At 64.2% G+C, this 24,833-nt stretch carries 21 protein-coding genes and 2 pseudogenes; 11 read left to right on the top strand and 12 right to left on the bottom strand.

Annotated elements, in window-relative coordinates; all coding sequences use genetic code 11:
- Window positions 1-71: 71 nt before the first annotated feature.
- Window positions 72-662 (top strand): annotated as a pseudogene (locus Q0D93_RS01945) (transposase); the annotation flags it as partial.
- Window positions 663-1,571: 909 nt separating this feature from the next.
- Here Q0D93_RS01945 and Q0D93_RS01940 read toward each other — a convergent pair.
- The 6 genes and pseudogenes from Q0D93_RS01940 to Q0D93_RS01915 all read right to left on the bottom strand — a co-directional run bounded on the left by Q0D93_RS01940 (window position 1,572) and on the right by Q0D93_RS01915 (window position 16,164).
- Window positions 1,572-2,279, bottom strand: a pseudogene (locus Q0D93_RS01940) (IS6 family transposase).
- Between the two features lie 73 nt (window positions 2,280-2,352).
- The gene (gene imm45 / locus Q0D93_RS01935; protein ID WP_294390629.1) at window positions 2,353-2,730 is read right to left on the bottom strand and encodes an Imm45 family immunity protein; all 378 of its coding nucleotides are present in this window, start codon (window positions 2,728-2,730) and stop codon (window positions 2,353-2,355) included.
- 2 nt (window positions 2,731-2,732) lie between these two features.
- Complete coding sequence (locus Q0D93_RS01930) at window positions 2,733-14,843, bottom strand: hemagglutinin repeat-containing protein (protein ID WP_294390626.1); 12,111 nt, start codon at window positions 14,841-14,843, stop codon at window positions 2,733-2,735.
- Between the two features lie 14 nt (window positions 14,844-14,857).
- On the bottom strand, window positions 14,858-15,493 hold the full coding sequence (locus Q0D93_RS01925) for a ShlB/FhaC/HecB family hemolysin secretion/activation protein (protein WP_294390624.1): 636 nt from the start codon (window positions 15,491-15,493) through the stop codon (window positions 14,858-14,860).
- Window positions 15,494-15,626: 133 nt separating this feature from the next.
- Window positions 15,627-15,884, bottom strand: a complete 258-nt coding sequence (locus Q0D93_RS01920; protein WP_294390622.1) for a DDE-type integrase/transposase/recombinase — start codon at window positions 15,882-15,884, stop codon at window positions 15,627-15,629.
- Window positions 15,877-16,164 (bottom strand): hypothetical protein, encoded by a 288-nt coding sequence (locus Q0D93_RS01915; protein WP_294390620.1) that lies wholly within the window; start codon window positions 16,162-16,164, stop codon window positions 15,877-15,879. Before Q0D93_RS01915 ends, Q0D93_RS01920 begins: the two co-directional genes overlap by 8 nt.
- A gap of 99 nt (window positions 16,165-16,263) precedes the next feature.
- On the opposite strand from Q0D93_RS01915, the gene Q0D93_RS01910 reads away from it, so the two are divergent.
- The 5 genes from Q0D93_RS01910 (at window position 16,264) to Q0D93_RS01890 (ending at window position 18,913) form a co-directional block, all read left to right on the top strand.
- A complete protein-coding gene (locus Q0D93_RS01910) occupies window positions 16,264-16,824 on the top strand; it encodes a helix-turn-helix transcriptional regulator (protein ID WP_294390619.1) in 561 nt (186 codons plus the stop codon).
- 46 nt (window positions 16,825-16,870) lie between these two features.
- Window positions 16,871-17,209, top strand: a complete 339-nt coding sequence (locus Q0D93_RS01905; RefSeq protein ID WP_294390617.1) for a hypothetical protein — start codon at window positions 16,871-16,873, stop codon at window positions 17,207-17,209.
- A gap of 41 nt (window positions 17,210-17,250) precedes the next feature.
- Window positions 17,251-17,739 (top strand): hypothetical protein, encoded by a 489-nt coding sequence (locus tag Q0D93_RS01900; protein ID WP_294390615.1) that lies wholly within the window; start codon window positions 17,251-17,253, stop codon window positions 17,737-17,739.
- Between the two features lie 80 nt (window positions 17,740-17,819).
- Window positions 17,820-18,260, top strand: a complete 441-nt coding sequence (locus tag Q0D93_RS01895; protein WP_294390614.1) for a JAB domain-containing protein — start codon at window positions 17,820-17,822, stop codon at window positions 18,258-18,260.
- A gap of 155 nt (window positions 18,261-18,415) precedes the next feature.
- On the top strand, window positions 18,416-18,913 hold the full coding sequence (locus Q0D93_RS01890; protein WP_294390612.1) for a hypothetical protein: 498 nt from the start codon (window positions 18,416-18,418) through the stop codon (window positions 18,911-18,913).
- Between the two features lie 395 nt (window positions 18,914-19,308).
- Here Q0D93_RS01890 and Q0D93_RS01885 read toward each other — a convergent pair whose 3' ends face one another.
- Window positions 19,309-19,839: a hypothetical protein gene (locus tag Q0D93_RS01885; protein WP_294390610.1), complete on the bottom strand. Its 531-nt coding sequence runs from the start codon at window positions 19,837-19,839 to the stop codon at window positions 19,309-19,311.
- Between the two features lie 12 nt (window positions 19,840-19,851).
- Here Q0D93_RS01885 and Q0D93_RS01880 point away from each other — a divergent pair, with 12 nt between their 5' ends.
- The gene (locus Q0D93_RS01880; protein WP_294390606.1) at window positions 19,852-20,031 is read left to right on the top strand and encodes a hypothetical protein; all 180 of its coding nucleotides are present in this window, start codon (window positions 19,852-19,854) and stop codon (window positions 20,029-20,031) included.
- 51 nt (window positions 20,032-20,082) lie between these two features.
- Here Q0D93_RS01880 and Q0D93_RS01875 read toward each other — a convergent pair whose 3' ends face one another.
- On the bottom strand, window positions 20,083-20,397 hold the full coding sequence (locus tag Q0D93_RS01875; protein ID WP_294390602.1) for a hypothetical protein: 315 nt from the start codon (window positions 20,395-20,397) through the stop codon (window positions 20,083-20,085).
- Window positions 20,398-20,568: 171 nt separating this feature from the next.
- Here Q0D93_RS01875 and Q0D93_RS01870 point away from each other — a divergent pair, with 171 nt between their 5' ends.
- Both Q0D93_RS01870 and Q0D93_RS01865 read left to right on the top strand, forming a co-directional pair.
- Window positions 20,569-21,330, top strand: coding sequence for a protein ImuA (locus Q0D93_RS01870; protein WP_294390599.1), 762 nt, complete (start codon window positions 20,569-20,571; stop codon window positions 21,328-21,330).
- A 166-nt stretch (window positions 21,331-21,496) separates the two neighbouring features.
- Window positions 21,497-22,213 (top strand): hypothetical protein, encoded by a 717-nt coding sequence (locus tag Q0D93_RS01865; protein ID WP_294390597.1) that lies wholly within the window; start codon window positions 21,497-21,499, stop codon window positions 22,211-22,213.
- On the opposite strand, the gene Q0D93_RS01860 is transcribed toward Q0D93_RS01865, so the two are convergent.
- Window positions 22,155-22,856, bottom strand: a complete 702-nt coding sequence (locus Q0D93_RS01860; protein WP_294390595.1) for a DUF2490 domain-containing protein — start codon at window positions 22,854-22,856, stop codon at window positions 22,155-22,157. The genes Q0D93_RS01865 and Q0D93_RS01860 overlap by 59 nt on opposite strands.
- 5 nt (window positions 22,857-22,861) lie before the next feature.
- Window positions 22,862-23,284, bottom strand: coding sequence for a hypothetical protein (locus tag Q0D93_RS01855; RefSeq protein ID WP_294390594.1), 423 nt, complete (start codon window positions 23,282-23,284; stop codon window positions 22,862-22,864).
- Between the two features lie 68 nt (window positions 23,285-23,352).
- Between Q0D93_RS01855 and Q0D93_RS01850 the strand changes: the two genes are divergently transcribed.
- Window positions 23,353-23,550 carry a hypothetical protein gene (locus tag Q0D93_RS01850; protein WP_294390591.1) on the top strand — a complete coding sequence of 66 codons (198 nt, stop codon included), beginning with the start codon at window positions 23,353-23,355 and terminating at the stop codon, window positions 23,548-23,550.
- 186 nt (window positions 23,551-23,736) lie between these two features.
- Here the strand turns inward: Q0D93_RS01850 and Q0D93_RS01845 are convergent, their stop codons facing one another.
- Entirely contained in the window at window positions 23,737-24,012 is a 276-nt protein-coding gene (locus tag Q0D93_RS01845) for a helix-turn-helix domain-containing protein (protein WP_294390587.1), read from the bottom strand.
- Window positions 24,013-24,193: 181 nt separating this feature from the next.
- Here Q0D93_RS01845 and Q0D93_RS01840 point away from each other — a divergent pair, with 181 nt between their 5' ends.
- Entirely contained in the window at window positions 24,194-24,520 is a 327-nt protein-coding gene (locus tag Q0D93_RS01840; RefSeq protein ID WP_294390584.1) for a putative quinol monooxygenase, read from the top strand.
- 27 nt (window positions 24,521-24,547) lie between these two features.
- On the opposite strand, the gene Q0D93_RS01835 is transcribed toward Q0D93_RS01840, so the two are convergent.
- Complete coding sequence (locus Q0D93_RS01835) at window positions 24,548-24,763, bottom strand: hypothetical protein (protein WP_294390581.1); 216 nt, start codon at window positions 24,761-24,763, stop codon at window positions 24,548-24,550.
- Window positions 24,764-24,833: the final 70 nt, after the last annotated feature.

Below are 24,833 nucleotides of genomic sequence, written 5' to 3'. Positions count from 1 at the left end.
TCCGCTTCATTCCGTCCGTCCCTTCGAAGGGCCGGTTTCTAGTTCCAACTGGATGAATAAACGGGGGTCACGTCACGGCGGATGCGGTTTACGGCGTTGGCGACATCGAGCAGGCGCTGCGGTGCGCCGGCAAGGGCTATGTGCTTGGGGTGAAGGGCGACCATCGGTTCGGCTCGTGGGGAGACAAGCCGGTAGTTGCAGGTACTGCGGTGGAGATCGCAAACGACCTCGATCCGGCTGCATGGCACCGTCTGTCTGCAGGCCAGGGCACCAAAGGTGCCAGACTGCATGACTGGGCCTACTTCGAACTCGCCGACCTCGCCGCCGACGAATACGCCGAGGGCGCATCCGGCGCATGGACCAAGGGCCTGTTGATCCGCCGCCATGTCACTGACGGCGATCTGGCCTTCTTCACTACCTGGTGCCCGGCCGGCACGACCATCGAAACCCTTGTCGGCGTGGAAGGGCATCGCTGGGCCATCGAGGATAGCTTCGAGACTGCAAAGAACGAACTCGGCCTTGACCACAACGAGACCCGCTCCTGGCATGGCTGGCACAGGCACGTCTCGCTCGTCATGCTCGCCTTCGCGATGCTGGCGGCCATTCGCACCCGCGCCAATGCCACACCCCCAAAAAGAACCCGGACGAGGTCACGAACCTGATCCGCTGGTCCATTCAGGAGATCAGACGCATCGTCGTCAGGCTCGCTCAACGCCGGATCGAACCCCGCCACGTCATCGCATGGTCATGCTGGCGACGCGTTCATCAAGCCACCGCTCAGCGGGCGCATATCCGATCAAGAACGCAACTGTAATGCTAGGCTAATGCCTTCTGCTGGCACTGCCACAGCGCTTAACGTTGCCCCGCCACGTCCTCCAAAGCGAGAATGCACTCGCTGATCAGAGTGTAATGCTGCATGTTCTAATCGTGCGCCAAGCGGCTCGCCGGGATTGTTTATCAAATAGTCGGCGAAAGAGGCGAGTGCTAGCTGCGCGCAGGCGGAACCGTCAGCCATTCCGCCCATCCCGTCGGCTACTGCCGCGTAAAGGGTGTTAGGCATCGACCCGCTGTTCGTGGTGCGAAGTACAATGAGGCGGTCCTGGTTTTCGTCGCGGGTGAGGCCAATATCGGTCCCAAACGCCAGGGCGCCCCGGAAGGCGGTCTTCAAGGCCCGACCTTCTGGTGTCGAAAGCTCCGTAAGGATCAGCGATTCGTAGGGGGTCAAGTAAATGCCATACCTCTCACGGTCATTTTCTGGTCAGGGTGTAACTTGTTCGACTGCGTCATTCCAGAGTTGAAGGCGAGTGAACCTGCTTCTCCGCAACCACTTCAAACCTCTGCAATCATTTTGCACGCGTACGGCGTTGCTGCGCAACGGTATCTGATCACAGAAACGCGCCCAAGTCATCGCGCCACAAGCAAGATTCACATGTTGGGCGGATTGTTGACGGAGAGCTGCCCCTCCTGCAATTCTCGAGGCTTTTGAAGAGCTTAGAGAAGCTTATGGCGGTGCTGTCAGTCAAAGTCTAACTCGTCTCTGACAGGCACATCTCTGGCTTGGTAGCATCGCCTCAGGCCACGAGGATCTTCCACTCAGCCAAGGCGGCTGAGCGGCGTTCGCGGTAGGTCTGGCGATCGATCAGGTGACGTTCGAGGCTGAAGTGGTTGTGGACGTTGGCGTGGACCGAGGCGAACTTTTGTAGGGTCTTCATCTGCCTGAACCGGAGCATCGCCCGCTCTCGTCGTCGAAACGGCAGGTGCGAGTTTTCCGCCCGGTTATTGGCGTAGCGGGCGACCTCCTGCTTCTCGGTATTGCCGAGCTCATCCATCGCAGCCTTGTACGAGCGCAGACCGTCTGTGGTGATCCTCGCGGGCGCGCCATGGCGCTTGAGCGCCTTCTTCATAAACCTGAGCGCCGCTGCCTTGTCGCATGTGGTGGTGATATAACTCTCCAGCACCTCGCCTTCATGATCGACCGCTCGCCAGAGGTAGCGCATCTCGCCGCCAATCTTCACGTACATTTCGTCCAGATGCTACCGCCAGTGGCGGAAACCACGCATGCGGCTTACACGCTGGCGGCGGATGTCGGCGGCAAACAGTGGACCAAACCGGTTCCACCACAGTCTGACGGTCTCATGGCAGATGTCGATTCCACGTTCGAAGAGCAGGTCTTCCACGTTCCGCAGGGAGAGTGGAAACCGCACGTACATCATCACTACCAGCCGGATCACCTCCGGAGACGAATTGAAATAGCGAAACGGGTTCCCGGCCTTGCTCATGCCAGCAGGCTAGCAAGCCCCGGCCCCGCTCCGCCAGTTGCTTTGACAGTGCCGATCAAACACCTAATCCGCTTTAAATATCCGCTATATCCACACCAACACTTGGCGGATATTTTGGCACCGGATAGCCATCCACCGCATACACATCCTCTATGTTTCCGTCCGGATAAACCCATTTATTCCAATTTTCTTTCAGCCAGCCAGCTCGAATACCAGCTAAACCCGGAATGCCAAATCCCTCCTCATCCCCAGGAAGATAGCTATAAATGTGACCGCTCTTGTAGCCCGTCAGAGACACAAACCTGTATGTTGTCCCATCTACCACTAGAACAAACTGAACGAACTCTTCAAAAGGCCACTCTGCCTTGAATAAAAACAACGATCCTCTTGAGTATCTATAGTTGTTATCTACCTCTGATAGCCTCTGCCACTGAGCCGGTCCAGAATACATAATTATATCCTTATGTCATGCCTGCCGGACCTATCAATATTTTCCAGTGTTCCATCTTCCGTGATTTCACCTTTGTGAACCCCTTTTTTGTCGTATATTTCTGTTGTCCCATGAAGCTTGTCAATAGACAGATAGCCTCCTGAGCTTAGGCGGTAAATTTCCCGAGAAGGATTTTTCCTCGAGACCACATTATCTTTCTTCAATCCATTCTCATTAGCCCACTCACGCCACTTTGTTAGAATAACAGCCTGGTACTCCGTAGTAGGAGTTTTCCGGAGTATCTCCGAAAGCTGCGGCGGGGGTGATGGAAGTATCTTTTCTGCTGCATTGACGATCCGTGCGCCACCAACGGCAGCAAGCGTTGCATCCGCGACCACCCCGATCCCGGTGGTCTGATTGTAGGTAGGATTCTCCGAGCTCTTTTCCTGATTCTCCGCGTAAACCCGATCAAATCCGTTGCCACGCAGGACAGCGTCAGAGCCGACAGTGACGATCTCCTTGCCCTGCTCCAGCTTCTCTCCGATGCCGCTTAGCTGCAGCGTGGTGGACGTGACAATGCCGCTCAAACCACCCATTGCCGTCGTGGCTACGCCGAAAGCTGTCTTCATCCACGCCGGTGCTGTATTGACCGTTTCGCCCACCGCTTCGACGGTGTTGACCGCGGCCCTGGCAATCCGCGCATAGGAGGATGTGCGTTGCCCGGTAATGGTGATGTCCGGTTCGACAATTGCCTGCATCCGGCTCTCCAGCGCCTTTGCCGAGCCGGCTGAGGTGTCGCCTGTCTTGATGAATGCCTCGATCTCGGCCCGCAGCTGCGCCTGACGCTGCGGCGGAAGCTGGAACTCGCGGCCCGCCTGGTTAAGCTCCCATTCCAGCTTTGCCGATAGCGTCGGGACATCTTTGTCCGCCATCCGCTGCACGACCTCGGCGATCTGCTCCGGCGTATAGCCCTTTTCGACAAGAGCCTTCTTCATGCCTTCCGTCTGGGAGGAAGCTTTGCGCTCGATATAGCCGGGCATGATGCTGTCCACACGATCCGCAAGCGTGTCCAGCGCGCCGTTGTCGGTCTTTCCGTCGCCCAGCGAACGGATCTCCTTAGCGGCATCCTTCACCGCCGCTAGCGGATCCTTGGCGAGGTCGCTCACCGCACCCGCGATGACGCTGTTGTTGAAGTCGCCGGTCGCCAGCCCGGCGGTCTCGCGGATCGCGGCCTCATCGGCATAGACGGTAAGCCCGTTCTGCTTGTCTTTCGTCACCTCCCGTGCCTTGGCGACGTCGCGATTGACCTGGGCCAACGCCGTGCCGTTGCTAGTGTCGCCGACGGTGACCTTGCCCTGGCCTATGGTGCCGCGGGTCTCTCGGGCGAAGTTGGAGCTAGCATAGCTGCCGTCGATCACCAGGCTGCTAGCGCCCTTGATGCCTTTCTCCGCCATGTCGTTGATGTTGGCCGAGACGCCGAGCGAAATGTCCTTCGACTTGGCCGTGTCGGTGACGTCACTCACCTCCATCCGGTTGGTGACCAAGTCCAGCTTACCGCTGTCCTTGCCCTGTCCGTCCACCGCCGCCAGCATGCCGCCGACCAGGGTGGTGGTGCCGCCGACGCTGGCGTCCAGCGTGCCACCCTTGGCGATCATGCCGGTCTGCTCGGTAACGACGGCGCTATCGGACAAGCCCTTGCCTACCGACACACCGAAATTGCCGCCGGCCTGGCTTTGGCCCGCCGCGACCCCATTCGGCCCATCGGTAGCGCCGGCCGATAGTGATAGTCCGGCGCTCAGCCCGCCCCTGCTGCTCGATCCGGTGGATGTGTCCTGCCGGCTTTGCACCATCAGGTCGCCGCCTACATCGACGATCACGTCCCGGCCGGTCGCCACGGCGCCGGCAAGCTTCGTGTCGTTACCCGAGGCGATCACCAGCGTGCCGCCGGCCGTGACATGGCTGTTCGATTGGGTGGTCGCGCTGCTGGCAGAGTGGCCCTTGCTGGCGCTGACATTAACAGAACCGGAGGCGGTCACGCCGCCGGCAATGCCGACGCCGAGATTAACTCCCATGCCGAAGCCGGAGTCCTTGTTACGGCTCTCGCTGTCCGCACTGTTCTGCGCGGACTCGATCGTGATGTCGCGGCCGGCGGCCAGCGCCAGGTCATCCCTGGCGCTCATCTCGGAGCCTCTCACGCTCAGATCACGGCCAGCCACCAGTGCCACGTCGCCGCCGACGATGGTCGAACCAACGGATTCGCTGATCCGGCTTTTGCCGGACGCACTGCTCTTCGAGGTGCCGACGCTGACGGCGATGCCGGCGGCGTTGGTCACCGCACCCAGCACCGAGCCGACGGAGCGGGTCACTTCCGACGCGGTGGTGATCGCGGTGCCGGCGGCACCCTGCCCGCCTTCGCCGATCCGGTCGGCAGTGCCCACCACCGTCTTTACCGCGCCCGTGACATTCTCGTAGAGCTTGACCGACAGGCCGGTCGACGAGGATCTGGTCTGAGAGGTTGACGTCACCATATCGGTGACGGTCTCCACCTTGACGTCCTGTCCGTGCACCGTCAGCGTGCCAGGTGCCACCAGGCTCGATCCGCTCAGCGTGGCGGTGTTTCCGGCCTTGATGCTGAGATTACCGGCCTCGGCGCCGACAAACGAACCGCTGTGGCTCACCGCATCGGTGGTGCTGCCGTTCGAGCCTTTTGCTACGCCGGCGAACAGCCCGCTGCTACCAATGCTGATGCCGGACTTCTTGACAGCGTCGCTATGCTCCTGATGCGAGGTGTTTTCCGCCCCGCCGATGCTGACGTCCTTGGCCGCGCCAATGGTGATGCCGTTGGACGCTAGAACGTTGGAGCCGCTGATGCCTACGCTGCCGGCACCGCTGATGATGGCCACCGTGTCGCCCGACACGGTCGAGCCGACCGCGGTGGAGCTGTCCCACGCGTCATGGGTGGTGGTCTTCTTAGAGCTCAGCAGGCCGGGTTTTTTCTTCCTCGCATCCAGGCTGCCGCTGTCGACCTCGGCGATCGTGCCGATGCTCACGCCCTGCACGCCGGAGAGCGTCACCGCGCCATCCTTGCTGACGAGGTTGCTGCCCTTGATGGTCAGCACATTGCCGGCACCGGCCATGACACCCGCGCCACCCGAGAGGCTGCCTCCGACGACCGTCTGGTCGCTGCTCGTCTCGTTGCGGCTGGACTTCTTGGTTTTGCCCGCCGCGCTGGCAGCACTCTGGTTGATCACCCCGATAACGGACAGGTCACGTCCTGCCGCCGCCGCAAGCTTGCCGTCGGCAGCGATGCTTGATCCTGCCACCGTCAGGTCTCGACCGGCCGAAACGGTCATGCCGCCGCCGGACGTAAGGCTGCTGCCGATGTTGGCCAGCGTCGTGGTAGTGGCGCTGCTGCTCCTCTTGCCCTGCTTGTAGCTCTCGCTGTCGCTGCTGGTCACCGCCACCGGCGCCAGGCTGATGTCACGCCCGGCGCTGATGGCAGCATTGCCGCTGGCTGAGATCGTTCCGGCGGTCACCGCAACGTCGCGGCCGGCGGAGACCACCAGGCTGCCGGTGGCGGTGATCGAGCCGGTACGGTCCACAATCGTCGCCGTCGTCGCACCGCCGCGGGTCGGCGTCTGCCACGCCGTAGCCACCCGCTGGGTGGTCGTCTCAACGATCAGGTCGCGGCCCGCCGTCACCGTCAAATTGCCGCCGGAAATGCTGCCGCCGCGGTTGATCAGGTCGCCCACAGCCTCGATCCGGCTGAGGCTGCCGCCCTGGATATTGCCGCTGTTGGTGAGACTGCCGCCGGCGCGGATGTCGCTGGCGGTGACCGCGCGGATGGTGCCGGAATTGGTCAGCGCGCCCGCCGAGCGGATCGTCAGCGTGTCGCCCGCAATCAACGCGCCGGTCGACGACAGATCGCCGGCATGGACCCTGGCGAGGTATAGCACCGGTGCCAGTGCCTTTTGCGGGCCGGCCGGCGTCTGCACCGTCACCTCCACCAGCAGCACGATGTCGCTGGTCAGCGTGGCCATCTGCTCGGACGACAGCCCGATGCCGAGGCCGAGGCTGAAGCGCTGGGCATAGGCCGCACCCGCATCCAGCAGCGCGCGATATTGCTGCTCGGCGCTGGCGTAACTTGACAGCAGGTTGCGCCCGGTCAGCGCCAGCAGCTGCTGGGTGATCAGCTGCTGCTCGGCCATTGCATCGGCGAGACGCTGCTGCACCCGGCCCGGATCATAGCCGAGCTTAGCCAGAAAATAGTCGCTGGAAAGATAAGTGGCGGCGTCGGTGAACGCCGGATCGGTCTCGATCACATAGCCCTTGCCCGGCTGCGCTACGCCGAACAGTCCCCCCATGGGCAGGCGGAAAGTGGAGGCGGTCGCCGCCGACACGCCGACCAGTTGGCCCAGCGATCCCGCGCCGCCGGCCGCGGCGACCATCGCTGACCAGCTGCTGGAAACGGCAGCGGCATTGCCAAGCTTGCCCCAGCTGGAGCTGCCCAGCGTCACATTGGTGGTGCCATCACCCGCACGACCGCTGGCGATCGAACCATCAGCCAGCGTGCGGCCGGATGCCTGCGCGGTCGCCGCTGCGCTGCTGCCCAGCGGGCCGACGCCCGTAACTCCATCCCGCGGTGTGCCGCCCGCGGCGCCGCCGACATTGTTGGGGTTGGCAGGCTCGAACGCTGTCTGGCTGCCCGCTGGGTAAGGGGTTGGTGAGACATTGCCTGGCTGCGGGCCGATGCCGATGTCGGTGCCGGTGCCGGTGCCCGGCGTGGTCGTGCCGCCACCGGAGCCGCCGCCACTGTTGTCGCCGCCCGGACTGGATGGCTGGCCGACGCCATTCCGCCAATCGTTGCTGATCGTGCCGGCATCGATCGTCAGCACCGCGCCGGCGGTGATCGAGGCTGGGGCGATGACAAAGCTCTCGGTCACCGTTGTTGGCGCGATCGTACGGGTGCGCGTATCGCATCCAGCCGGGCAACCGAACCAAACCTCCTCAGTGCCGGTTCGCAACACGGTCTTTGTTCCCGTCAGCCCCCGGTTGACCAGGCCGTCGCGGCTGAAGTCCGCCTCGGTGGACGCGATGCCGCTGCTGTTGAAGCTGAAGCTGCCGCCGGCAGCAATCTGGCTGTAGAGATTGTCGAGGCTATCCGCGCCAATGGCGATCGAGCCGCCCGCGATGATCCGGCCAGCGACGGAATCTGCTACAAGCACCGTTTTCGTGCCCTCGTCATGATATTCGGCAAAAAGAACCGCGCCGTTGCCACCGACACTGGTCGGCGCCTGGCTGTACGAGTCTTCGGTATAAGTCTCCGTAGTGGTTGTCAGATTGGGACGGTTGTTCACCACCGAGCCCGCCTGCAGCAGGATGTTGCCTTGCGCCTGGATCAGCCCGCCCTCGTTGCGGATCAACGCCGCGCGCGTACCGCTGCCCCCGCCGCCGCTAATCTCCAGATCGCCCATCGCCAGCATCGTGCCGCTGTTGCCGAAATTGCCGCCAGCGCGGATCGCCAGCAAGCCGGCGCGCGACGCGATGGTGCCGCTGTTGCTGAGATTTCCCGGCGTGGTGAGGGTCAGGCTATTGCCATAAATCTTGCCGCTGTTGGCGATGCCGCCGGCGCTGATCAGCGTAGCCGCCTGCGATCCGTTGCCGCCGCTGATCAGGCCGGCATTGTCGAGCAGGCCGGTGGTGGTGAGCGTGAGTGCGTCGCCCTTGATCTGGCCGCCGGCCAGATTGGCCAGTTCATCGGCGCCGATCGTCGCCTGGAGCGCCTCGATCGTACCGCCATTGGTCAGCATGCCGCTGGCGGTGAGATTGAGGTTGTTGGCGGTAATCCGCCCGCCGGCATCGTTGAGGAAGTTTCCGCTCGACGAAAGCGTGGCGGTGCCGGTCGCCTCGATCGTGCCCTGATTGGTGAAGGCGCCGCCGGTGTGAATGGTCACATCACCGCCCGACTGGAACTTGCCCGCCTCGTTGGTCCAGTCACCTGCGAAGCTGAGCGTGATATTACCGTCCGACCCGACATCGCCGATTTCGGTGCCGCCTCCGGTCTCGCCCGCCGTAGGGCCGCCATCAAAGACGAGCGTCACCCCGCTTTTGCCCTCGAACACGCCGGCACCGCTCTGGATCAGCGGCGCGTTGACCGTGAGATGGCCGCCGGTGCCGATGCTGCCGCTATTTCGCACCTCGCTGGCGTTGAGCGTGCCGTCCGCGTCGGACCAGATCGCGCCGCTATTGACGATGCCGCCGGTGGCGGTGAAATACATTGGGCCGCCGCTGGCGAGCGTGCCACCATTGCTGATGCTGTCGGCGCTAAGCGTCAGCGCGCCGGGGCCGCCGATGCTGCCGCTCCCATTGTCGAGCGCGCCGCCGATGGTGAGGCCGATGGCGCCGCCGCCGTTGACCAGCCCGCCGCCATTGGCGAAGCTTGCCGCCTCCAACGCTAGGCCGGATCCGGCGGTAAGCTCGCCGCCGGCATTAGCGAAGGCGCCGGAGAGACGGGCGGTAATGGCACTGTCGGCGGAAATCTCGCCGCCATTGTCGACCGAGGACGCGCTGAGCGACAGGGCGCCGCCAGCGCTGACCAGGCCAGCGCGGCCGCCGGCGCTGCCATTGCTGAACGAGCCCAGCGCCAGCGTCATCGTGCCGCTGCCGTTCACAAGCGCGCCGCCGCGATTGTCGAGGCTGCCGGCGGTCGCGGAGAGCGCGCCTCCGGCCGAGAGGATGCCGCCCTGATCATCGATCGCAGACGCGCCGAGAGTGAGGCCGGCGCCCGCGGCTATGGTGCCGCCACCATTGCCGATTGTGCCAACGGCGGTGACGGTGCCGCTACCCGCCGCGGTGATGCTGCCGCCGGCATTGGCGAGGCTCGCCGCATCCAGCTGCAGCGCGCCATTGCCGGCGATTGTACCGCCGCCATTCGCGAGTGCCCCCGTGCTCGCCACCGTCAGCAGTCCCGAGCCGGCATGGGCGATGGTGCCACCGTCATTGGCGATGCTGGCCGCCCTCAGAGTAAAGTCGCGCGCGTTGGTCTGGATCAGCCCATCCGCGCCATTGTTGAGCGCACCGCTGACCTGCAGAACGAGCGGGTCCGTGGCGGTGACCGAGATAGTGCCGCCACGATTGACGATGCCGCCCAGCGTAGCGGCAAGTGAGCCAGCGATCAGCGTGCCTGCGCTGCTGTCCAACGTCGCGGCGGAAAGGGTCAGTGCATCGGCCTGGATCAGGCCATCGGCAGCGATGGAAAGCGTACCGCCAGTGGTGAGCGTCACCAGCCGCCCGTCGATCGTTCCGCCCTTTGCGAGGAAATCGCCGGCGGCCGCGGTGGCTTTCACGATGTCGCCGGTGATCCGGCCGCCGCTACCTAGATCGATGTCGGTGGCACCGGCCTCCGCCTGGCCGGTAGCGGCGACCAAGCCGCCGGCGCCCTGAAGCTCGCCGCCGAGGGTCAGACGGAGAACGCTGCGATCGGTGCTGGTGGTGAAATCGCCGGCCAGCAGCTGGCCCGCGGCCCCGTTCAGCAGGCTCGCGGCATCGATCGCTAGTCCGGTGGTGCCGGAGATAGTACCAGCGCGATTGTCGATTGAATCAGCGGCGAGATCCACGCGGCCGCTGGCGAGCAGCTTGCCCTGGCTGTTGTCGAGCGCCTGAGTGAGGCGGATCGCGGCGTCGCCAACGGCGCTGATCGTGGCGCGGTTGGTGAGGCTGGTGCCGGTTAGCGCCAGGGCACCATTGCCCGCGATCTGGCCGTTATTGGTCACCCTGCCGATGTCGAGTGTGACCAGCCCGTCACCATGGTGCAGCAGATCGCCCGCCTGGTTGTCGAGCAGGGCGGCGGCGAGGCTCGCGTTCGCAGCGTTGACCTCGATCGCGCCCTTGTCCAGGCGGATGGCGTCGGCGGTAAGCGAAAATAGGCCTGCGCTGTTTGTCTGCACCAGCCGGGCGGCCGTGCCCACCATAAGATCGCCGGTCAGCGCCATCTCGAGCTCGTCGGCAACCAGGCTGCCGCCGGTCAGGTCCACCGCCGTAGCGGCGATCGTCGTCCGCCCGGCCGACTCGATTGCGCCGGCGGCGGAAGCATTGATGTTGCCAGCTACGGCGAGCGTCATGACGCCGCCCGCGGCGACCAAACCGCCTTGGTCGGTCCGTAGATCGCCACCGGTAGTGGTGACGGCGAGCGCGCCTTTAGCGCTCAGCTGACCCTCGCCGCCAAGGTCGATCGAACGGGCGGTGACTGTTACCGCGCCATTGCCGCCGATAATGCCACCTCGGCTGGCGACGGCGCCATCAACGGTTACGGTCATCGCACCATTGCCACTGGCGACGATGCTACCGCTGACATTGGAGGTGCCGGCGGCGCTCATGCCGATGCCGTTTTCCAGTCTGCCTGCAGCCAGGTTCAGCCCGGCACCGCTGGCGATTAGCCCCGCGCGATTGGTAATCGCGCCGGCGACCTTGATGTTGGCCATGCCAAGTGCCGACAGCGTGCCAGAGTTGGTAAGGCTGTCCGCATTCAGCCGCAGTGCGCCATTGGTGGCGATGCTGCCGCTGCTGGAGATCACCTCGGCCGCCGTCAGCTGGAGCGTGCCGGCACCGGCATGGGCGATAGTGCCGCTGCCATTGGCGAGGCTGACCGCAGACAGGGTGAGGTCGCCGCCGTTGGCCTGGATGATACCGCCGTCATTGACTGCGACGCCACCGACGACGATGCGGCTTGCGCCGGCACCGGTAGCGGCGATGCGCCCGTCCACGTTGGACAGACTGGCTGTATCGATTGCAAAGCGATCGGCGACGATATGGCCCTGGTCGACGATCAGCGTGCCGGCCGCGGTAACGGTCAGTGATCTTGCCGCCTGCAGCGCGCCGGCGGTCAGGTCGATCGCGCCGCCGGAACGCAGCATGACATAGGTGCCGGAGATCAGGCCGGACTGGTCCGCGCGAATACCCCCGGCGCCGGCGTTGACATAGAGTGTGGTGCCGCTGAAGAGCAGCCCGTCGCGGCCGACGTCGATCGATCCGGCGAAGACGGTGGCGGCACCGGTGGCACCGACCACGCCGCCGCGCGCGTCGACCGCGCCGCTCGCCACGAGTTCGAGCCTTGATCCCGTCGATTTGATGGCGCCGGCAGCGCCGCTCAGCGAAGCAAGCGTTGCGGAAACGCTGCCGGCGGCTTCGATCGTGCCCCTGGCATTGGCGACGTCGCCGCCGGCCAGCACCAGATGCCCGCCTGCCAGCATATTGCCGCCGCCATTGACGATCGCTCCGCGGACCACCGCGTCCATATCTCCTTGGCTGCTGATCTGGCCGACCAGGTTGGAGACGCTGCCGGCGGAAAGCCGCAGCATGCCGTTGGTCGCGATCAGGCCGCCATCATTGGCCAGCACATCTCGCGCCGAAAGGTCCAGCGTGCCGGTGCCGCTATGCTGGAGGATGGCGCGGTCGTGGTAGAGGATGCCGGCGCCGATCTCAGCCCCTTCGGCATTGGCGTGCAGCCGAGCGTCGGTCAGGTCCAAGATGTCGGAGACGTCCAGCCGCATGCCGGCCGTGCCGCTCTGGGTAATGTTGCCGCCACGAAGCGCGACGGAACGCGCCTCGACCGAAAGATTATCGGCGGCGAGACTGGCGCCGTTCAGCACCATGTCGCCGCCGTGGAGCGCCAGCTTCGCCGTGGAAGAAAGCGCGAGCGCATGGGCATTGATGTTACCGCCGATGCGGAGATCCATGTTCCCGCCGCTGGCGATCAGCGCCTTGTCCGCCGCTAGATCGCCCGCAACCTGCAACGACAGCATGCCGGCGGCGGTGAGCCGCGCGCCCTCGCCGCTTAGGTCCAGCATGGCGGCGCGCACCGCCGCGTCGCCGTTGGCGGCGATGCTGGCGCCAGGCACGATCGCCGCTCCGGCCACCGCCAGGTCGAGCGTGCCGGCGGTGGCGATACCCGCGCGGGCGGCAGCGAGCTTGTCCGCCTGGAGGGTAACCCTGCCCGCGCCGGCATGGTCGATGCGCGCGTCCGACGCGGTGAGCATGCCGGCGCGGATGGTGAGATCGCGGCCATTGGCGCCAAGCTCGGCACGACTCAGATCCAGGCTGGTGCCGGCGAGGATGGAGGCTGCGGTATATCCGGACTGCTCCAGCTTCGCGCCCGCCAGGTCCGCGGTGACGACGGCGATGTCGAGCCCGCTGGCGGCGATCCGGCCGTCCTGCATCGCGAGCGCGCCGCCGCTTAGGATGGCGCCGCCGCCCGCGGAAAGCGCGGTGCGCGGGCCGGTGAGGCTCCCGAAGTCGAGCGCCATATCGGCACCGCTGGCAATGAGCCCGTCATCGGACTGGATCGCGCCGCGCACATCGGCGTAAAGGCGGCCGACCGCGCTGAGCCGGCCTTGCCCGCCCACGTCCAGCGCGGCCGCATTCAGCACCAGTTGGCCATTGCCGCCGATGGTGCCACCGCGGCTGGAGACCCGGCCCTGCGCCACCAGAAGCAGCGTGCCGTCGGAAAGGTCGGCGATGGTGCCGCCATCATTGTTGATGCCGCCGGCCATCGCATCGAGGTCGCGCGAAGATTGTATTATGCCGTGATTGGCGAGCGTGCCGGTCAGCGAGAGCCGTAAGGCGTCGCCGGAAGCGATCGTCCCGCCATTGGCGAAGTCGCCGCCGGAAAGGCCCAGCGGACCAGCCTGGATCAGGCCGGCATTGATGCCGCTACCGGTACGCAGCCCCAGGGTGCCGGCGACGAGCAGCCGCCCGGCACTTGCCTGGCTGAACCGGTCGGCCGCGAGGCTGGTGGTGGCCGCCTGCACCAGCCCCCCGGTCAGATCGAGCGTGGCGGCGGAGAGGTGGGCGGATCCGGCGGACAGCGTCTGGCCAGAAAGTATTGTGGTACCGGAACTGGTCAGGCGCAGGCTGCCGCTGCTGCCGAAATTGCCGTCCTGGCCAAGACCTGCGGCGAGCGTGCCGGTGGAGCGCAGTTCCCCGCTGTCGATTGCCAGCGCCTGGCCCGCCCCCGCAATCCCGGAGACAATGGTGGTACCGCTGCCGGCAAGCTGGAGCGACTGACCCGCATAAAAGGTGCCGGGAATCTCAATGGCGCCGCCGGACTGGATGGTGGCATTGGTCGCGGCGGTCACCTTGCCCGCCAGCCGGATGGCACCGGCGGAGGTCAGCACGAAATCCTGGTCGATACTGGCGAGATTGCCGTCGACGCGCACGCCAAGGCCCGCCTCGGTGCCGATCAGGCGGATCGATCGGGCATACATGCCGCCCAGCGCCGCTACGTCCAGCGCGAAGCGCCGTGCCGGCTCGGCCGCATTGCCGGCTGTATCGGACGCACGCGGGATGATACGGATCTCGTCCGCCCGCGTTGCGCCGATCGTCACATCCGCGACACCCGCGCTGGCGTTGACCCGGTCGGCCCAGATGCCGGCATTCACCTCGATCGCGCGCGCCAGCAGGTCCAGCCGCATGCCCGAAGCATCCAGCCCCGCCCCGTCGACGGAGAGCGTGCCGCGCTCCACGGCAAAGCCGGTGAGGCTGCCATCGGGACCGATTTTCGGCGTACCGGTGGCGAGCGTCGCCCAGCGCGTGTTGATGAACCCGCAGGCGCTGCAGCTGATGCCATTGCTATTGGCGACGATCACCTGCGCCGCCTGGCCGGCGACCTCGACATAGCCGGAAAGCGTCGAGCGGTTGGATCCGACCACCTCGTTCAGGATGATGGAGGCCGGGCCGCTATACTTCAGATTGCCATTGCCGTCGACATAGCCGCCAAGCTGGGTCTGGACGATCTTGTTGCTGTTGTTAAGGATCAGGCCACGGCCATCGACGTTGAGATCGGTGTAGCGATTGTGGCTGAGCCCCGTGGCATTGGGCGCGGCGATCTTGACGATCGGCGTACCATTGGCGGCGACGCCTACCGCCGGCCCCTGTGGCGCCGCCACTGGCACTACCGATGATGGCGCCACGGTCTGGGCCGAGGCCGGCAACGATCCGCTGAGCAGCGCGAGGATCAACGCGCCATGGAGCGCACGATTGCCGCCGCACCGCGGCAGGCCGAGGGAAGCGGAGTTGGCAGCGGAAGCCGGGCTGAGCGGCGAAAGCGCCGTGCCGGAGAGGGCGCGGCGCGCAGGCATGGACCGGATCATGATCAGAAACCCCAACCGAGGGTGAAGCCGAGCTGGGCTGGGCGCCCGGTGGAGATGCTGCGCTTGGTGACAGGAGCGGCGACGAAGGCGTCCAGGCTGAAGCCACGCCAGCCGGCGCGGACGCCGGCACCGACGCCGGCAAACAGGCCGGTGCCGCGCTCCACCGCGCCCATGTCCGCCAGCACATAGGGGCGAACGGCAGGAGCGAGGCGGAAGCTCAGTTCCTGCCGGGAATACCAGCCGCTCCGCCCGATATCGGCGCGATCGCTGTCATATCCGCGTACGGTGAAGGGGCCGCCGATGGAGAAGCTGTCGGAGCCATAAAGCGTGCGGCCGCTATACTGGCCGCGCAACGCCACCCGCCAGCTTTCGACAAGCCCGTCTGAGAATGGCAGGGTGGCGCCGATGTCTACCGTGGTTATGCGGTAGCGCGCGGTTGGCAATATGGCGGGCTGGTCGGGCTCGTCACCCTGCGCGCCGAACAGGCCGATGCCGGCACGGAACGCCAGTTCCCCGTCCAGCCGCAACCGACCGATGCTGCGCCGGTCGGTCAGCGCCAGCTCAATATCGCTCAGATCCTGGCGCTGGATGCCGATTTCGATGCCGTCAATATAGTTGCGGCCCCAGCGGCGGCTCACCAATGCTTCTTTCTTAAAGTACGTTACTAAAAGTTTCTCTTTGCCACTTAATGTTTACTTTGGCTTAGTACTGCTGTCAGTTTCTCCCTAAATAATTTCTGACTTACGCATCCTCGGCTTAGTGAGCAGCTTGTCAGGCTACGAGGATCTGCCACTCGGCCAACGCGTCGGAGCGGCGTTCGCGGCAGGCTCGGCGATCGATCAGGTGGCATTCGAGGCTGAAGCGGTTGTGAATGTTGGCGTGGACGGATGCGAACTTTTGTAAGATCTTCATCTGCCTGAACCTGAGCATCGCCCGCTCGCGTCGTCGGAACGGCAGGTGCGAGTTCTCGACCCGGTTGTTGGCGTAGCGGGCGACCTCCCGCCTCTTGGTGTTGCCGAGTTCATCCATCGCCGCTTTGTACGAGCACGGACCATCGGTGGTTTTGCTCCGGGCGAGCCATGGCGCTTGAGCACATCTCGCCGTCAATCTTCACGTACATCGCGAACAGAGGACCGAACCTGTTCCACCACAGTCTGACCGTCTCATGGCAAATGTCGATCCCACGCTCGAACAGCAGGTCCTCCACGTTTCGCAAGCTAAGCGGAAACCGCACGTACATCATCACCACCGGCCGGATCACCTCAGGCGACGAGTTGAAGTAGCGAAACGGGTTCTCGGCCTTGCTCATGCGAGCAGGCTAGCGAGGCCCTACCCCGCCCCCCCTAGTTGCTTTGACAGCGCCCTTGCTAGCCTTGACGCTCGGAATTGGCTCGGGTGGTAAGGCCGTATGCCCGAGAAGCGAATCGACCAGCTCACCTCCCGGCAACGCCAATGCCTCCGTCTTGTGAGCCAAGGTGCTCAATACAAGGAGATAGCAGCCGCCCTCGGCATCGCACCCGACACTGCCAAGAACCACCTGAAGTCAGCCATGCAAACGCTTGGTGTGAGTAGCCGCTATCAAGCCGCTCGCATGCTTGCCGAGCACGAGAACCGGGCTAGTCCGCTTGGGGCTAGCCCCCCACCAAGCCTTGGCACCGAGGCGGTCGCATCTCCAAACAACGAGGCGCCGGCAAAGGATGCTGGCGACCCAGGAATGTTGGAAGAGGCGCTCCCGTCCGACCGGGTGCGGCAGGAGCAGGCGCATTATAGCGCCAGCGACGAGCCATACACAGAGGACCGGCCGCTTCGCATTCCGATCATTGGAGGGGTGCGTGATGACCTGAAGCCTTGGCAAGTGATCTGCTGGTGCGTGATCGCAGGAGCGCTCATGCTGGCAGCTGTCGGAGCGGTCCTCAAGGTCAATTATGAGATCGGCCTCTCCCTGAATGTAGATAAACCGCGGTTCTGACTGCGAACAAAGGGGCTGGCGAGTACCGCCCCCAGGAGATCCAATAATGCGCAAGGAACGCCAGGCTCTCGTTGCGAGGGTCGAGGATGAGTTGCATGCCGTCGAAGCCGCCATGCACGAGCTTCAGGTGAAATATGCACGCCTGCATGTTTCGATCTTGGAGGTGCGTCAAGCGGCTCGCCTGTCTCCTCTCATTGCAACTGATGCACTGTCCAGTCATGCGAACGGCAGCGGCGCACTGGCGACCTTTGCCGGCCACATCAACGAATGCCACTTGCAGCTTCGCGAAACTGGATTGACATGGTTTCCGGAGACGAACATCGGCGCCACACCTGCTATTCCGCGCGTCGCCACTCCGAAGCCGCAACTGGCGGCGGTCGCTTGATCCCGTTGACCGGGTCCATGGCTTTGTGATCCGGTCCTCGCATGTCGTCGTCGATTCTATGCGTCATCCTGAGCATATTGGCGTGCAGCTACGCACTCTGGCGGGGTGGTTCGCCCGAACGATGGGGCGCTGCAATCCTGCTCGTGGGGATGCTCGCGACCACGCTTGTAATCAGCACGTGGACAAACCGGCTAAAATCCGTGGAGGTCGGTGTGCTGATCGTGGATTTGATCGTCCTAGCGTCTTTGCTGATGCTCGCGGTGCGGGCAAACCGTTTTTGGCCGATGGGGGTCGTGGCGCTGCACTTGGTCGGGGTGGCTTCGCACCTACTTCCGATGTTGCAGCCACGAACCTCCCCGGCGCTGTACGGCATGCTGTCGGAGTACGGCAGCTTTGCAATGCTGCCGCTACTCGCGCTGGGAACCTGGAACCATCGCGAAAGGCTGAAGCGCTTCGGTCGAGACAGGTCCTGGGTCAACTCCTCGCAACCGTCGACCGCAGTCAGGGGAAAGCCTGGGCCAAACGCCTAATCTCCGAGTTCGGCCATCTAACAGCCATTATCGGCGCGACGCCCGAAGCCTTGCGGCGCGTGCTTGATGAGCCCGCGCCTGTGGCATTTCTCCTTGATCTGCGCGCCTTCGTTGAGGCTGCGCTACGGACCGATGCGTTCGCGGAACCAGTCGTATCAACGGCAGAGAGTCTGCTCGGGTACATGCGAGTAAAGCTGTCAGGCTCGTCGATCGAAGAGGTCCATTGCCTCTACCTCAACGCTTCCAACCACCTGCTGCGGGACGAGGTCGTATCCCGTGGCTCCGTGTTCGAAGCGCCGCTCGCTATATATTCTATCCTCCGAAGAGCGCTCGAATTGAATGCGACGGCGTTGATCATCGCCCATAATCATCCGTCTGGAGATCCCCTGCCAAGCACGGCCGACATCCGCGGCACTCGTCATCTCGCGGCCGCTGCGAAAACGATTGGCATCACTCTCCATGACCATTTGATTGTTGGTCATCGCGGTTGGGTCAGCATGCGCCGCCGAGGGTACCTGTGAATAACAGGTCGCAAGGAGCACCAACGCCTTGGCTGGTGGAGATGCGAGCATGATCTCCGCCAGAGATAACATAACTCTAACAGTGAGCGCCGACCTGCTTGCCTTGGAACGAACGCAGATCCAGTTCGATGGTAGTCAGCCTCATGCTTGGTCGAATGAGCGACAGCGCGCCTGAGTTCGCCGAGATCAGGCGACGCCTTCTGCGCGATCATGCGCGGGATTTGCGTCGTATCGCGGACGAACTAGACGCACACGCCCCTTCAAACGCCATGTCATCGTTACCTCTTCAGCAGCCGGAGGCGCCGACCATGATCCAATTTGCGCGGGCGTGGATCCGTTCACACGCGGCCATGCCAGAAATCATGGGCGACAGCCTCTTCGCTGACCCCGCCCGGCTGATCCTGCTCGACCTCTTTGTGATGGAGCAGGAAGGTAGAAGCGTGAGCGTTTCAAATGCGTGCATGGCCAGCGGCGTTCCAGACACGACCGCTCTCCGATGGATCGCTCAATTGCAAGATCTCAACCTCATCTACCGGCAGCCAGCTGCCCAGGACGGGCGCGTTGTCCACCTACGTCTCACGTCCGTCGGGTGGGACCAAGTACTCGCATGCCTGTCGGTGATGCGCTCTCACTTATTCCGACCTCTCGATTGATCTCCTCCCGGAGGCGTTGCAGACCGAGATCAATGTGACCGGCCGCGGTTCCGCCAAAGTCGTGAGCGTCTCCGAGCGCCAACGCTCTTTCAAGCAGCGCTTCCGAAGCTCGCATCGCTTTCAATCGCGTCTTCATAGACCCCGCCAGCTTTTCAGTGCCACATCGCCTTCACGATGCTTCCTTGGCGACGCAGCGTTACCTGAAATCGCCTTTTGCCAGTTGTATCGCGTTTGGCTGCATTTGCCTGACAAATTAGATCAAGCAATTTTGAGTCATGTACGAAGGCTACTTAGGGGTATCCCAGTAGGACGTGCTCCGTTGATTTTCGATCGCCGATCACAGGTGAGACTGTGTTTGCGTAGGCTCGCATGCCACCTGATGGCGGGGAGCTGGACTAGATGGTCGGAAACTCAAACGCAGCTGCCACCTGCCGCGCGGCATGCCCGCTAAGATACTCTTGCAGAACGGGCCGGCCCTCGAGGTTCATGTGAACCGGCGAATGCAGGCCGATCCCGGACCGGGTCCATCGCTCCCGCGGCATGGCGAGGATCGTCTCGACCGCATCCCGCAGCGTCATTCTGCTACGAAGGATCCGCAACGATGGCGGCTTGTCGGGCTCGAACAGCTCCACCTCCATGCTCCAGTCGATCAACGGTTTTGCGGGTGATGCCGACATGTTGGCCCTGTGTTGGAGATGCGATCCGGTATAGGAGGACCGATGCTCTTCCTCTACGCGCTTGCGCTCTCCGCTGGTCAGCCCTTTACCTGCGACGTCGTCAAGATCCACGATGGTGACGGTCCCTTCCACTGCCGCAATGGCGTGTCCGTTCGGCTCCAGGGCATCCAGGCGCCGGACTTCACACGGGCTGAACCATGCAAGAAGGGCAAATCTGGCTACGTGTGCAGTGACCGCCTTGCCCGGCAATCACGCGATCGGATGGCGGCGCTGATCAAAGGGCGGCAGCTCAGCTGCACCGCGACCGGCAAGAGCTGGAAGCGGACGGTGGCGACATGCTCGTTGGCCGGCAAGGACCTGTCCTGCATGGCCATCCGTCGGGGCATCGCGACGCGATGGCCCAAATACGATCCAGAGCGGCGGCTTGTCGGCTGCAACTGATCTGGTAGCAGCCCCTGCTGGGGCATTAGGCAGCTTCGGCGGTTGTCCGTCCTAGCCGGCATCGTCCAGTTCTGGAGGTTTGTCGGACGGGACGTGAGTGGTTCCAGGCAGCCGTTCGGCCAACGAGCCGATGCCTGCGCCGCGCACCTCGTCCATCGACACGCCGTCGATCAGCAAAACATGTTCCGGCGTGAGGACCGCACCTTCCCGGTGTGCCGGATCCAGCGCCAGCCACGCGCGCACCGCGCCCTCAAGGCTGGTCACTTCGGCCAGATCGCTGTCGCCTCGCGGCACGTTCTTCAACGCGGCGCTCATGCGCCAGTCGATCTCCGGCGTTGCTGCATTGCCCCAGCTCGCTTCGGTCATCACCCTTCCTCGTCATCACGCGGGTCTCACCCGAACGAGCGCGCCGCTCCAACCTAAGTTCCCAACTGTCGCTAGGGCGGAGCGGCAGCCGCTGATTGTCCTACGCCAAATGACTTGACCGCCGATGCCGGATTGCAGAACATATAGAGAACATGTGAGTCGATCCGCCGAATGTCCGCTGCCGCTTCCCACTCCGAAACCCTGTCGCGCCTGCGCGAACGCGTGGCCGACGTGCGCCCGCGCCAAGCGCCTGCCCTGCCCTTCGGCATTCCCGCCATCGACGATCGTCTCGCTGATCATGGCCTTGATGGCGGTGCCCTGCACGAGGTCGCGCCCACCGCCCCATCCCTCAGCGACGAAGCGGCCGCCACGCTCTTTCTCGCCGGCCTTGCCGCACGGCTGGCGGCGGCTGCCGACACACGCGTGCTGTGGGTGGTCAGCCGCTTCGATCTCTACGCGCCGGGACTCGAGCAGGCCGGCCTTCCGCCCCACCGCTTGATCTTCGCCGAAGGTCGCGAGGACAAGGACGTGCTCGCGTTGATGGAGGATGGCTTGCGACATGGTGCGCTCGCCGCCGTGATCGGCGAGGTCCGGCGTGCCGACATGACCGCCAGCCGCCGGCTCCAGCTCGCGGCCGACGCCGGCGGCACGCCGGCCTTCCTCTCGCGACGCTGGCGGCGGGAGGGTGCCTGTCCCCTGTCGGAGCTGTCGGCGGCAACCACCCGCTGGCGGATCGCCTGCGCGCCGTCGGGGCGACTGCCGGCTCCCGGCGTCGGCTGCGCGCGCTGGACGGTGGAGCTCGTCCGTCAGCGCAACGGCAATCCCTTCTCTCTCCTGGTCGAGGCTTGCGATAACACGGGTCGCCTCGCTCTACCTGCCGGCGCTCAGCATCGAGCGGCTCCGGCGGCTGGAGCGACCGCGCGCGCAGCCTGAACCGCGCGCGCTTTCTCCCCTTCCTGTCGACGACGACCCCGGCGCCTGCTCGGTGCCGCGGGGCGGTAACTGGCGACCGGGCGCGCGCTGGGCGCACCAGGGCGCACGCGACCGGGCGATGGTCGCGGCGGAGGCGAACGCGCTCCCGCTCCATCAGCAACCGACCATGCGCGAAATGGGGCGGCGTTCCGAAGCCGCCGAGCATCCGTTCAAGGGTCGTCAGCATGTCCCACTTGCCGCAACCATCGCCAGGGTTGGCATCCCTGAGACCTCCGCCCGCCCGCTGCTCCTGTGGACCCAGACGGGCAACAAGCAGCTGATCACGGCGGCCTGTCCGGCGGCGCTCGCGCTTGGCCTCGTGCCAGGCATGGCGGTGACCCAGGCGCGCGCGCTCGTTCCCGACCTCGACATCCGTCCCGCGGATCCGGCAGCCGACGCGGCCGTGCTCGAGCAGCTGACGCTCCATGCCGTGCGGCACTGGAGCCCGACCGCGGCGGTCAGCGGACCGGACGGGATCTGGTTCGATTTGACCGGGGTTACGCATCTGTTTGGCGGCGAACAGCGCTTCTGCGCGCGCGTGCTCGGCTTCTGCCGACGCCTCGGACTGAGCGCCCGGATCGCCATCGCGGCCACGCCGGGAGCCGCACATGCGCTGGCCCGGTTCGCCGACCTCGGCAGCGTTGCGGGCGTGGTGCGTGCATGGGAGGCGCAGAAGGCGACCGGTGTCCGCCTGATCGCCGGCACGAGGGTGGTGCTCGACGATAGCCGCAACCTGCTCCTCTACCCGACGGATCGCTCCGCCTGGTCGCGGCTGAGCCGGCTGCTCAATCGTCTGAAGACGGCGGTGGATGGATCGCGAGGTTTACGGTCAACTGTATGCTGAGCGCATGATCGATCTGAGCACGCGTCGTCGAACGTGCGGGCCGGTACTGGTTGAGGTAGCCTACGTCCGCGCTTGTCCGTAACGACAGAGGCAGAACAAAGCCAACGAGGTTGCGCATGCGATCATAGCCCCGTCGCTGGCCCCAGCGGGTGCCGTTGGGTAGATAAAAGCTCTCGTGGCTGGCGAAGAAAGCCAGACCCTGTTTGTTCAGCGGCAGATTGTACCGCACCAGCGGGCGGATCCGAAAACCGATCTCATTCCCGTCAGGATGGAAGCGCTCGTCCACCCGGAAGCGGCCAGACCAGCGACCCAAGGTGATCAGGACATGCTGTCGGACGCGGTCCTCGTAGAAGGTCCGGGTGCCGCTTTCGACGCCGACATTGCGGTATCCTGCGCCGATCTCGATATGGCGGTTGAGGCGGTAGCCCAGAATGCCACCAACCTCGGTCTGAAACAGGCCGTTGGCACGATCGCCGAAGCGCATGATTTGCTCCAGTGTCAGACGCACCCTTGGTGCGATTGGAACATGCGTGTTGGCCTGCAACCAGATTTGCTCGTCTTGGCGTGCCCCAATCGAAGGAAATGCCCCCGCGAACATAGCAAAGGCGAGCGCCGCGATCCGAGCGACATGCCAGATGCGCACCGCGATCAGGCCTGACGGCCCTGCGCGAACAATCGAAGCATAGGGCGGATCTCGCGATCCTGGACAGCTTTGCTGGCATTGGCCATGGCGATCCAGCGGCCCTCCCGCCGGCGCATCTCCCGCCGCTCGAGGATTTCGCCCGTCACTTCCCGCGCAAAGGTGTCGCCGGGCAGTCCATCGACGCTGTTCCGCCAGTAGCTGGTCAGCGGCGTTTTCTCGATCCTGCCAAGGACGCTCGGCTCCTTGAAGACCTCGCGCTCTGCCGCTCTGCTGAGCAGCATACCTGCCGAAATTTCTCTGTTCGAAACGATCGAACCGCGGTGGATGCAATCCGTTACCGTTAGCACGCCGAGGCTAGCCAGCTTGCCCCGCCGATGTGGAAGAGCCGCGACCTGAGCGACGATTCCAGAGTTGCTCATGTGCGTCATGCCGCGCGGCTTAATGTAAGACACTTTTATGACAATCTCTTTCGTCGGGCGGACGGTTTCTGGAGAGCGTGCTGGCCGAGAACGTGGTACTAAGCGAGCCGGCAGCGCGTATCGAAGATGGAAGGCTCGCCGGCGATGCCGACATCACGGCGCTGCGAAAACTCGTGCCGGAGCTATACAGCTTCGACACGTGGCTGGCAGGACCGGGCGCGCCGCTACTGAAAGCGGCTGGGGCCGCTGGCAAGGCCGACGTTGCGCTACGCTGACGCAAGTGCCCAGCGTTGCCGTGCATGAGAACACGACCCAGAAGTGGCCATTCAGAGCGTCAGTTCGACTCCCCAACTCCGGCCGCCCGTTCCTGTCGGTAGCCGAGGGTGTATCGGTGGTAAGTTCCACCCCTCCGCCCGGCCGGCGTTCTCAAAAGGGATCGAGTTTTGGGAAAGCCCGATCAACTAGGCCGAAGCGCGGGCGCGGTTCCTCACGCCCAACTCGCACAGGGGCAGCAGAGCCTCGATCAGCGTCATGCCGAACGGCGTGACGGTGTAATCGACCTTGGGCGGCACCTCGCCATAATCGTGACGAACCACTACGTCCGCCGAGGCGAGTTCACGTAATTGCTGGATCAGCACCTTCTCGCTGATGCCGAGGACCGCCCGCTTGAGATCGTTGAACCGCCTCGGACCCGAGCGAAGGTGATACAGGATTAGCGGCTTCCATTTGCCACCCATGATGGCCAGCGCGACATCAAGGCCACAGTCAGTTGGAGGGTCAGATCGGGGAACGTTCATCCGGTCTCTCCGATACTTACCTTTAGGTAGGTTCTACCCGCACTGCCAGTGCCGGTCCATATCCGGGAAACGTACGCGGCGGAATCGATCATCTTTTCCGCCGCAACAATGGAGCCCGGACATGACCGACACGCCGACCATTCTGATTTATGCAACATATCGCATCCAGCCCGGCGACGTGGAAGCATTCCGGGATGTCGCCTTGCGTATAGCGAACGCGGCTAGGCTACGGGACGGCTGCGTATTTCTCGACGTCACGGAGGAAGTAGGTGCGGCCGGCACGTTCCGCCTGATTGAAGCCTGGCGAGATCAAGCGGCGTTGAGCGCGCACCTCTCCACGCCCGATTTTCAATCGGTATTCGAAGAAGCTGGGAAACTCGGCATCATCGACCATCAGGCCGACGCCTATTCGATTTCGGGCAGAGCGGCGCTCGACATGCCGTCCTGAGAGCCCGTTTCGAAAGGTGCGGCTCTGTCAGCGCCAGTTCGCGCGTCCTTTGCCGTAGCCCGGGAACCGAGCTTCGAACTCGTCCATGAACTTGAGGCGCACTAGGTTCAGCTCGCCGATCAGATCGGCAGGAAATCCGGCCAATCCGGCTTCATCCAGCAGGTCAAAGAGGCCAAGCATGACCTGCTGCATACGTTCGGCTGGTTCGACCGGCACGCCATACTCGTCCCGCTCCTCGCTCATTCTCGTCCCCGCGCCGGTTGACCGTTGAGCATCGCGGCACGGGCTGATTCAAGGGGGGTTGCTTACACCT

The sequence above is a fragment of the uncultured Sphingomonas sp. genome (genome assembly GCF_934560975.1).
GTDB lineage: Bacteria > Pseudomonadota > Alphaproteobacteria > Sphingomonadales > Sphingomonadaceae > Sphingomonas_I.
Note: the sequence above shows the minus strand (reverse complement) of the source record. Positions and strands in the feature narration are given on the sequence as shown.

Excerpts from the sequence above, each read along its gene's own strand:
- Q0D93_RS01840 (WP_294390584.1), top strand. The coding sequence starts at position 24,194 with ATGACCGACACGCCGACCATTCTGATTTATGCAACATATCGCATCCAG.
- Q0D93_RS01880 (WP_294390606.1), top strand. The coding sequence starts at position 19,852 with ATGGCGGCGCTGATCAAAGGGCGGCAGCTCAGCTGCACCGCGACCGGC.
- Q0D93_RS01870 (WP_294390599.1), top strand. The coding sequence starts at position 20,569 with ATGTCCGCTGCCGCTTCCCACTCCGAAACCCTGTCGCGCCTGCGCGAA.
- Q0D93_RS01905 (WP_294390617.1), top strand. The coding sequence starts at position 16,871 with ATGCGCAAGGAACGCCAGGCTCTCGTTGCGAGGGTCGAGGATGAGTTG.
- Q0D93_RS01920 (WP_294390622.1), bottom strand. The coding sequence starts at position 15,884 with ATGGATGAACTCGGCAACACCAAGAGGCGGGAGGTCGCCCGCTACGCC.
- Q0D93_RS01890 (WP_294390612.1), top strand. The coding sequence starts at position 18,416 with ATGAGCGACAGCGCGCCTGAGTTCGCCGAGATCAGGCGACGCCTTCTG.
- Q0D93_RS01915 (WP_294390620.1), bottom strand. The coding sequence starts at position 16,164 with ATGAGCAAGGCCGAGAACCCGTTTCGCTACTTCAACTCGTCGCCTGAG.
- Q0D93_RS01875 (WP_294390602.1), bottom strand. The coding sequence starts at position 20,397 with ATGACCGAAGCGAGCTGGGGCAATGCAGCAACGCCGGAGATCGACTGG.
- Q0D93_RS01845 (WP_294390587.1), bottom strand. The coding sequence starts at position 24,012 with ATGGGTGGCAAATGGAAGCCGCTAATCCTGTATCACCTTCGCTCGGGT.
- Q0D93_RS01910 (WP_294390619.1), top strand. The coding sequence starts at position 16,264 with ATGCCCGAGAAGCGAATCGACCAGCTCACCTCCCGGCAACGCCAATGC.
- Q0D93_RS01930 (WP_294390626.1), bottom strand. The coding sequence starts at position 14,843 with ATGCCTGCGCGCCGCGCCCTCTCCGGCACGGCGCTTTCGCCGCTCAGC.
- Q0D93_RS01865 (WP_294390597.1), top strand. The coding sequence starts at position 21,497 with ATGCGCGAAATGGGGCGGCGTTCCGAAGCCGCCGAGCATCCGTTCAAG.
- imm45 (WP_294390629.1), bottom strand. The coding sequence starts at position 2,730 with ATGTATTCTGGACCGGCTCAGTGGCAGAGGCTATCAGAGGTAGATAAC.
- Q0D93_RS01855 (WP_294390594.1), bottom strand. The coding sequence starts at position 23,284 with ATGACGCACATGAGCAACTCTGGAATCGTCGCTCAGGTCGCGGCTCTT.
- Q0D93_RS01900 (WP_294390615.1), top strand. The coding sequence starts at position 17,251 with ATGTCGTCGTCGATTCTATGCGTCATCCTGAGCATATTGGCGTGCAGC.
- Q0D93_RS01835 (WP_294390581.1), bottom strand. The coding sequence starts at position 24,763 with ATGAGCGAGGAGCGGGACGAGTATGGCGTGCCGGTCGAACCAGCCGAA.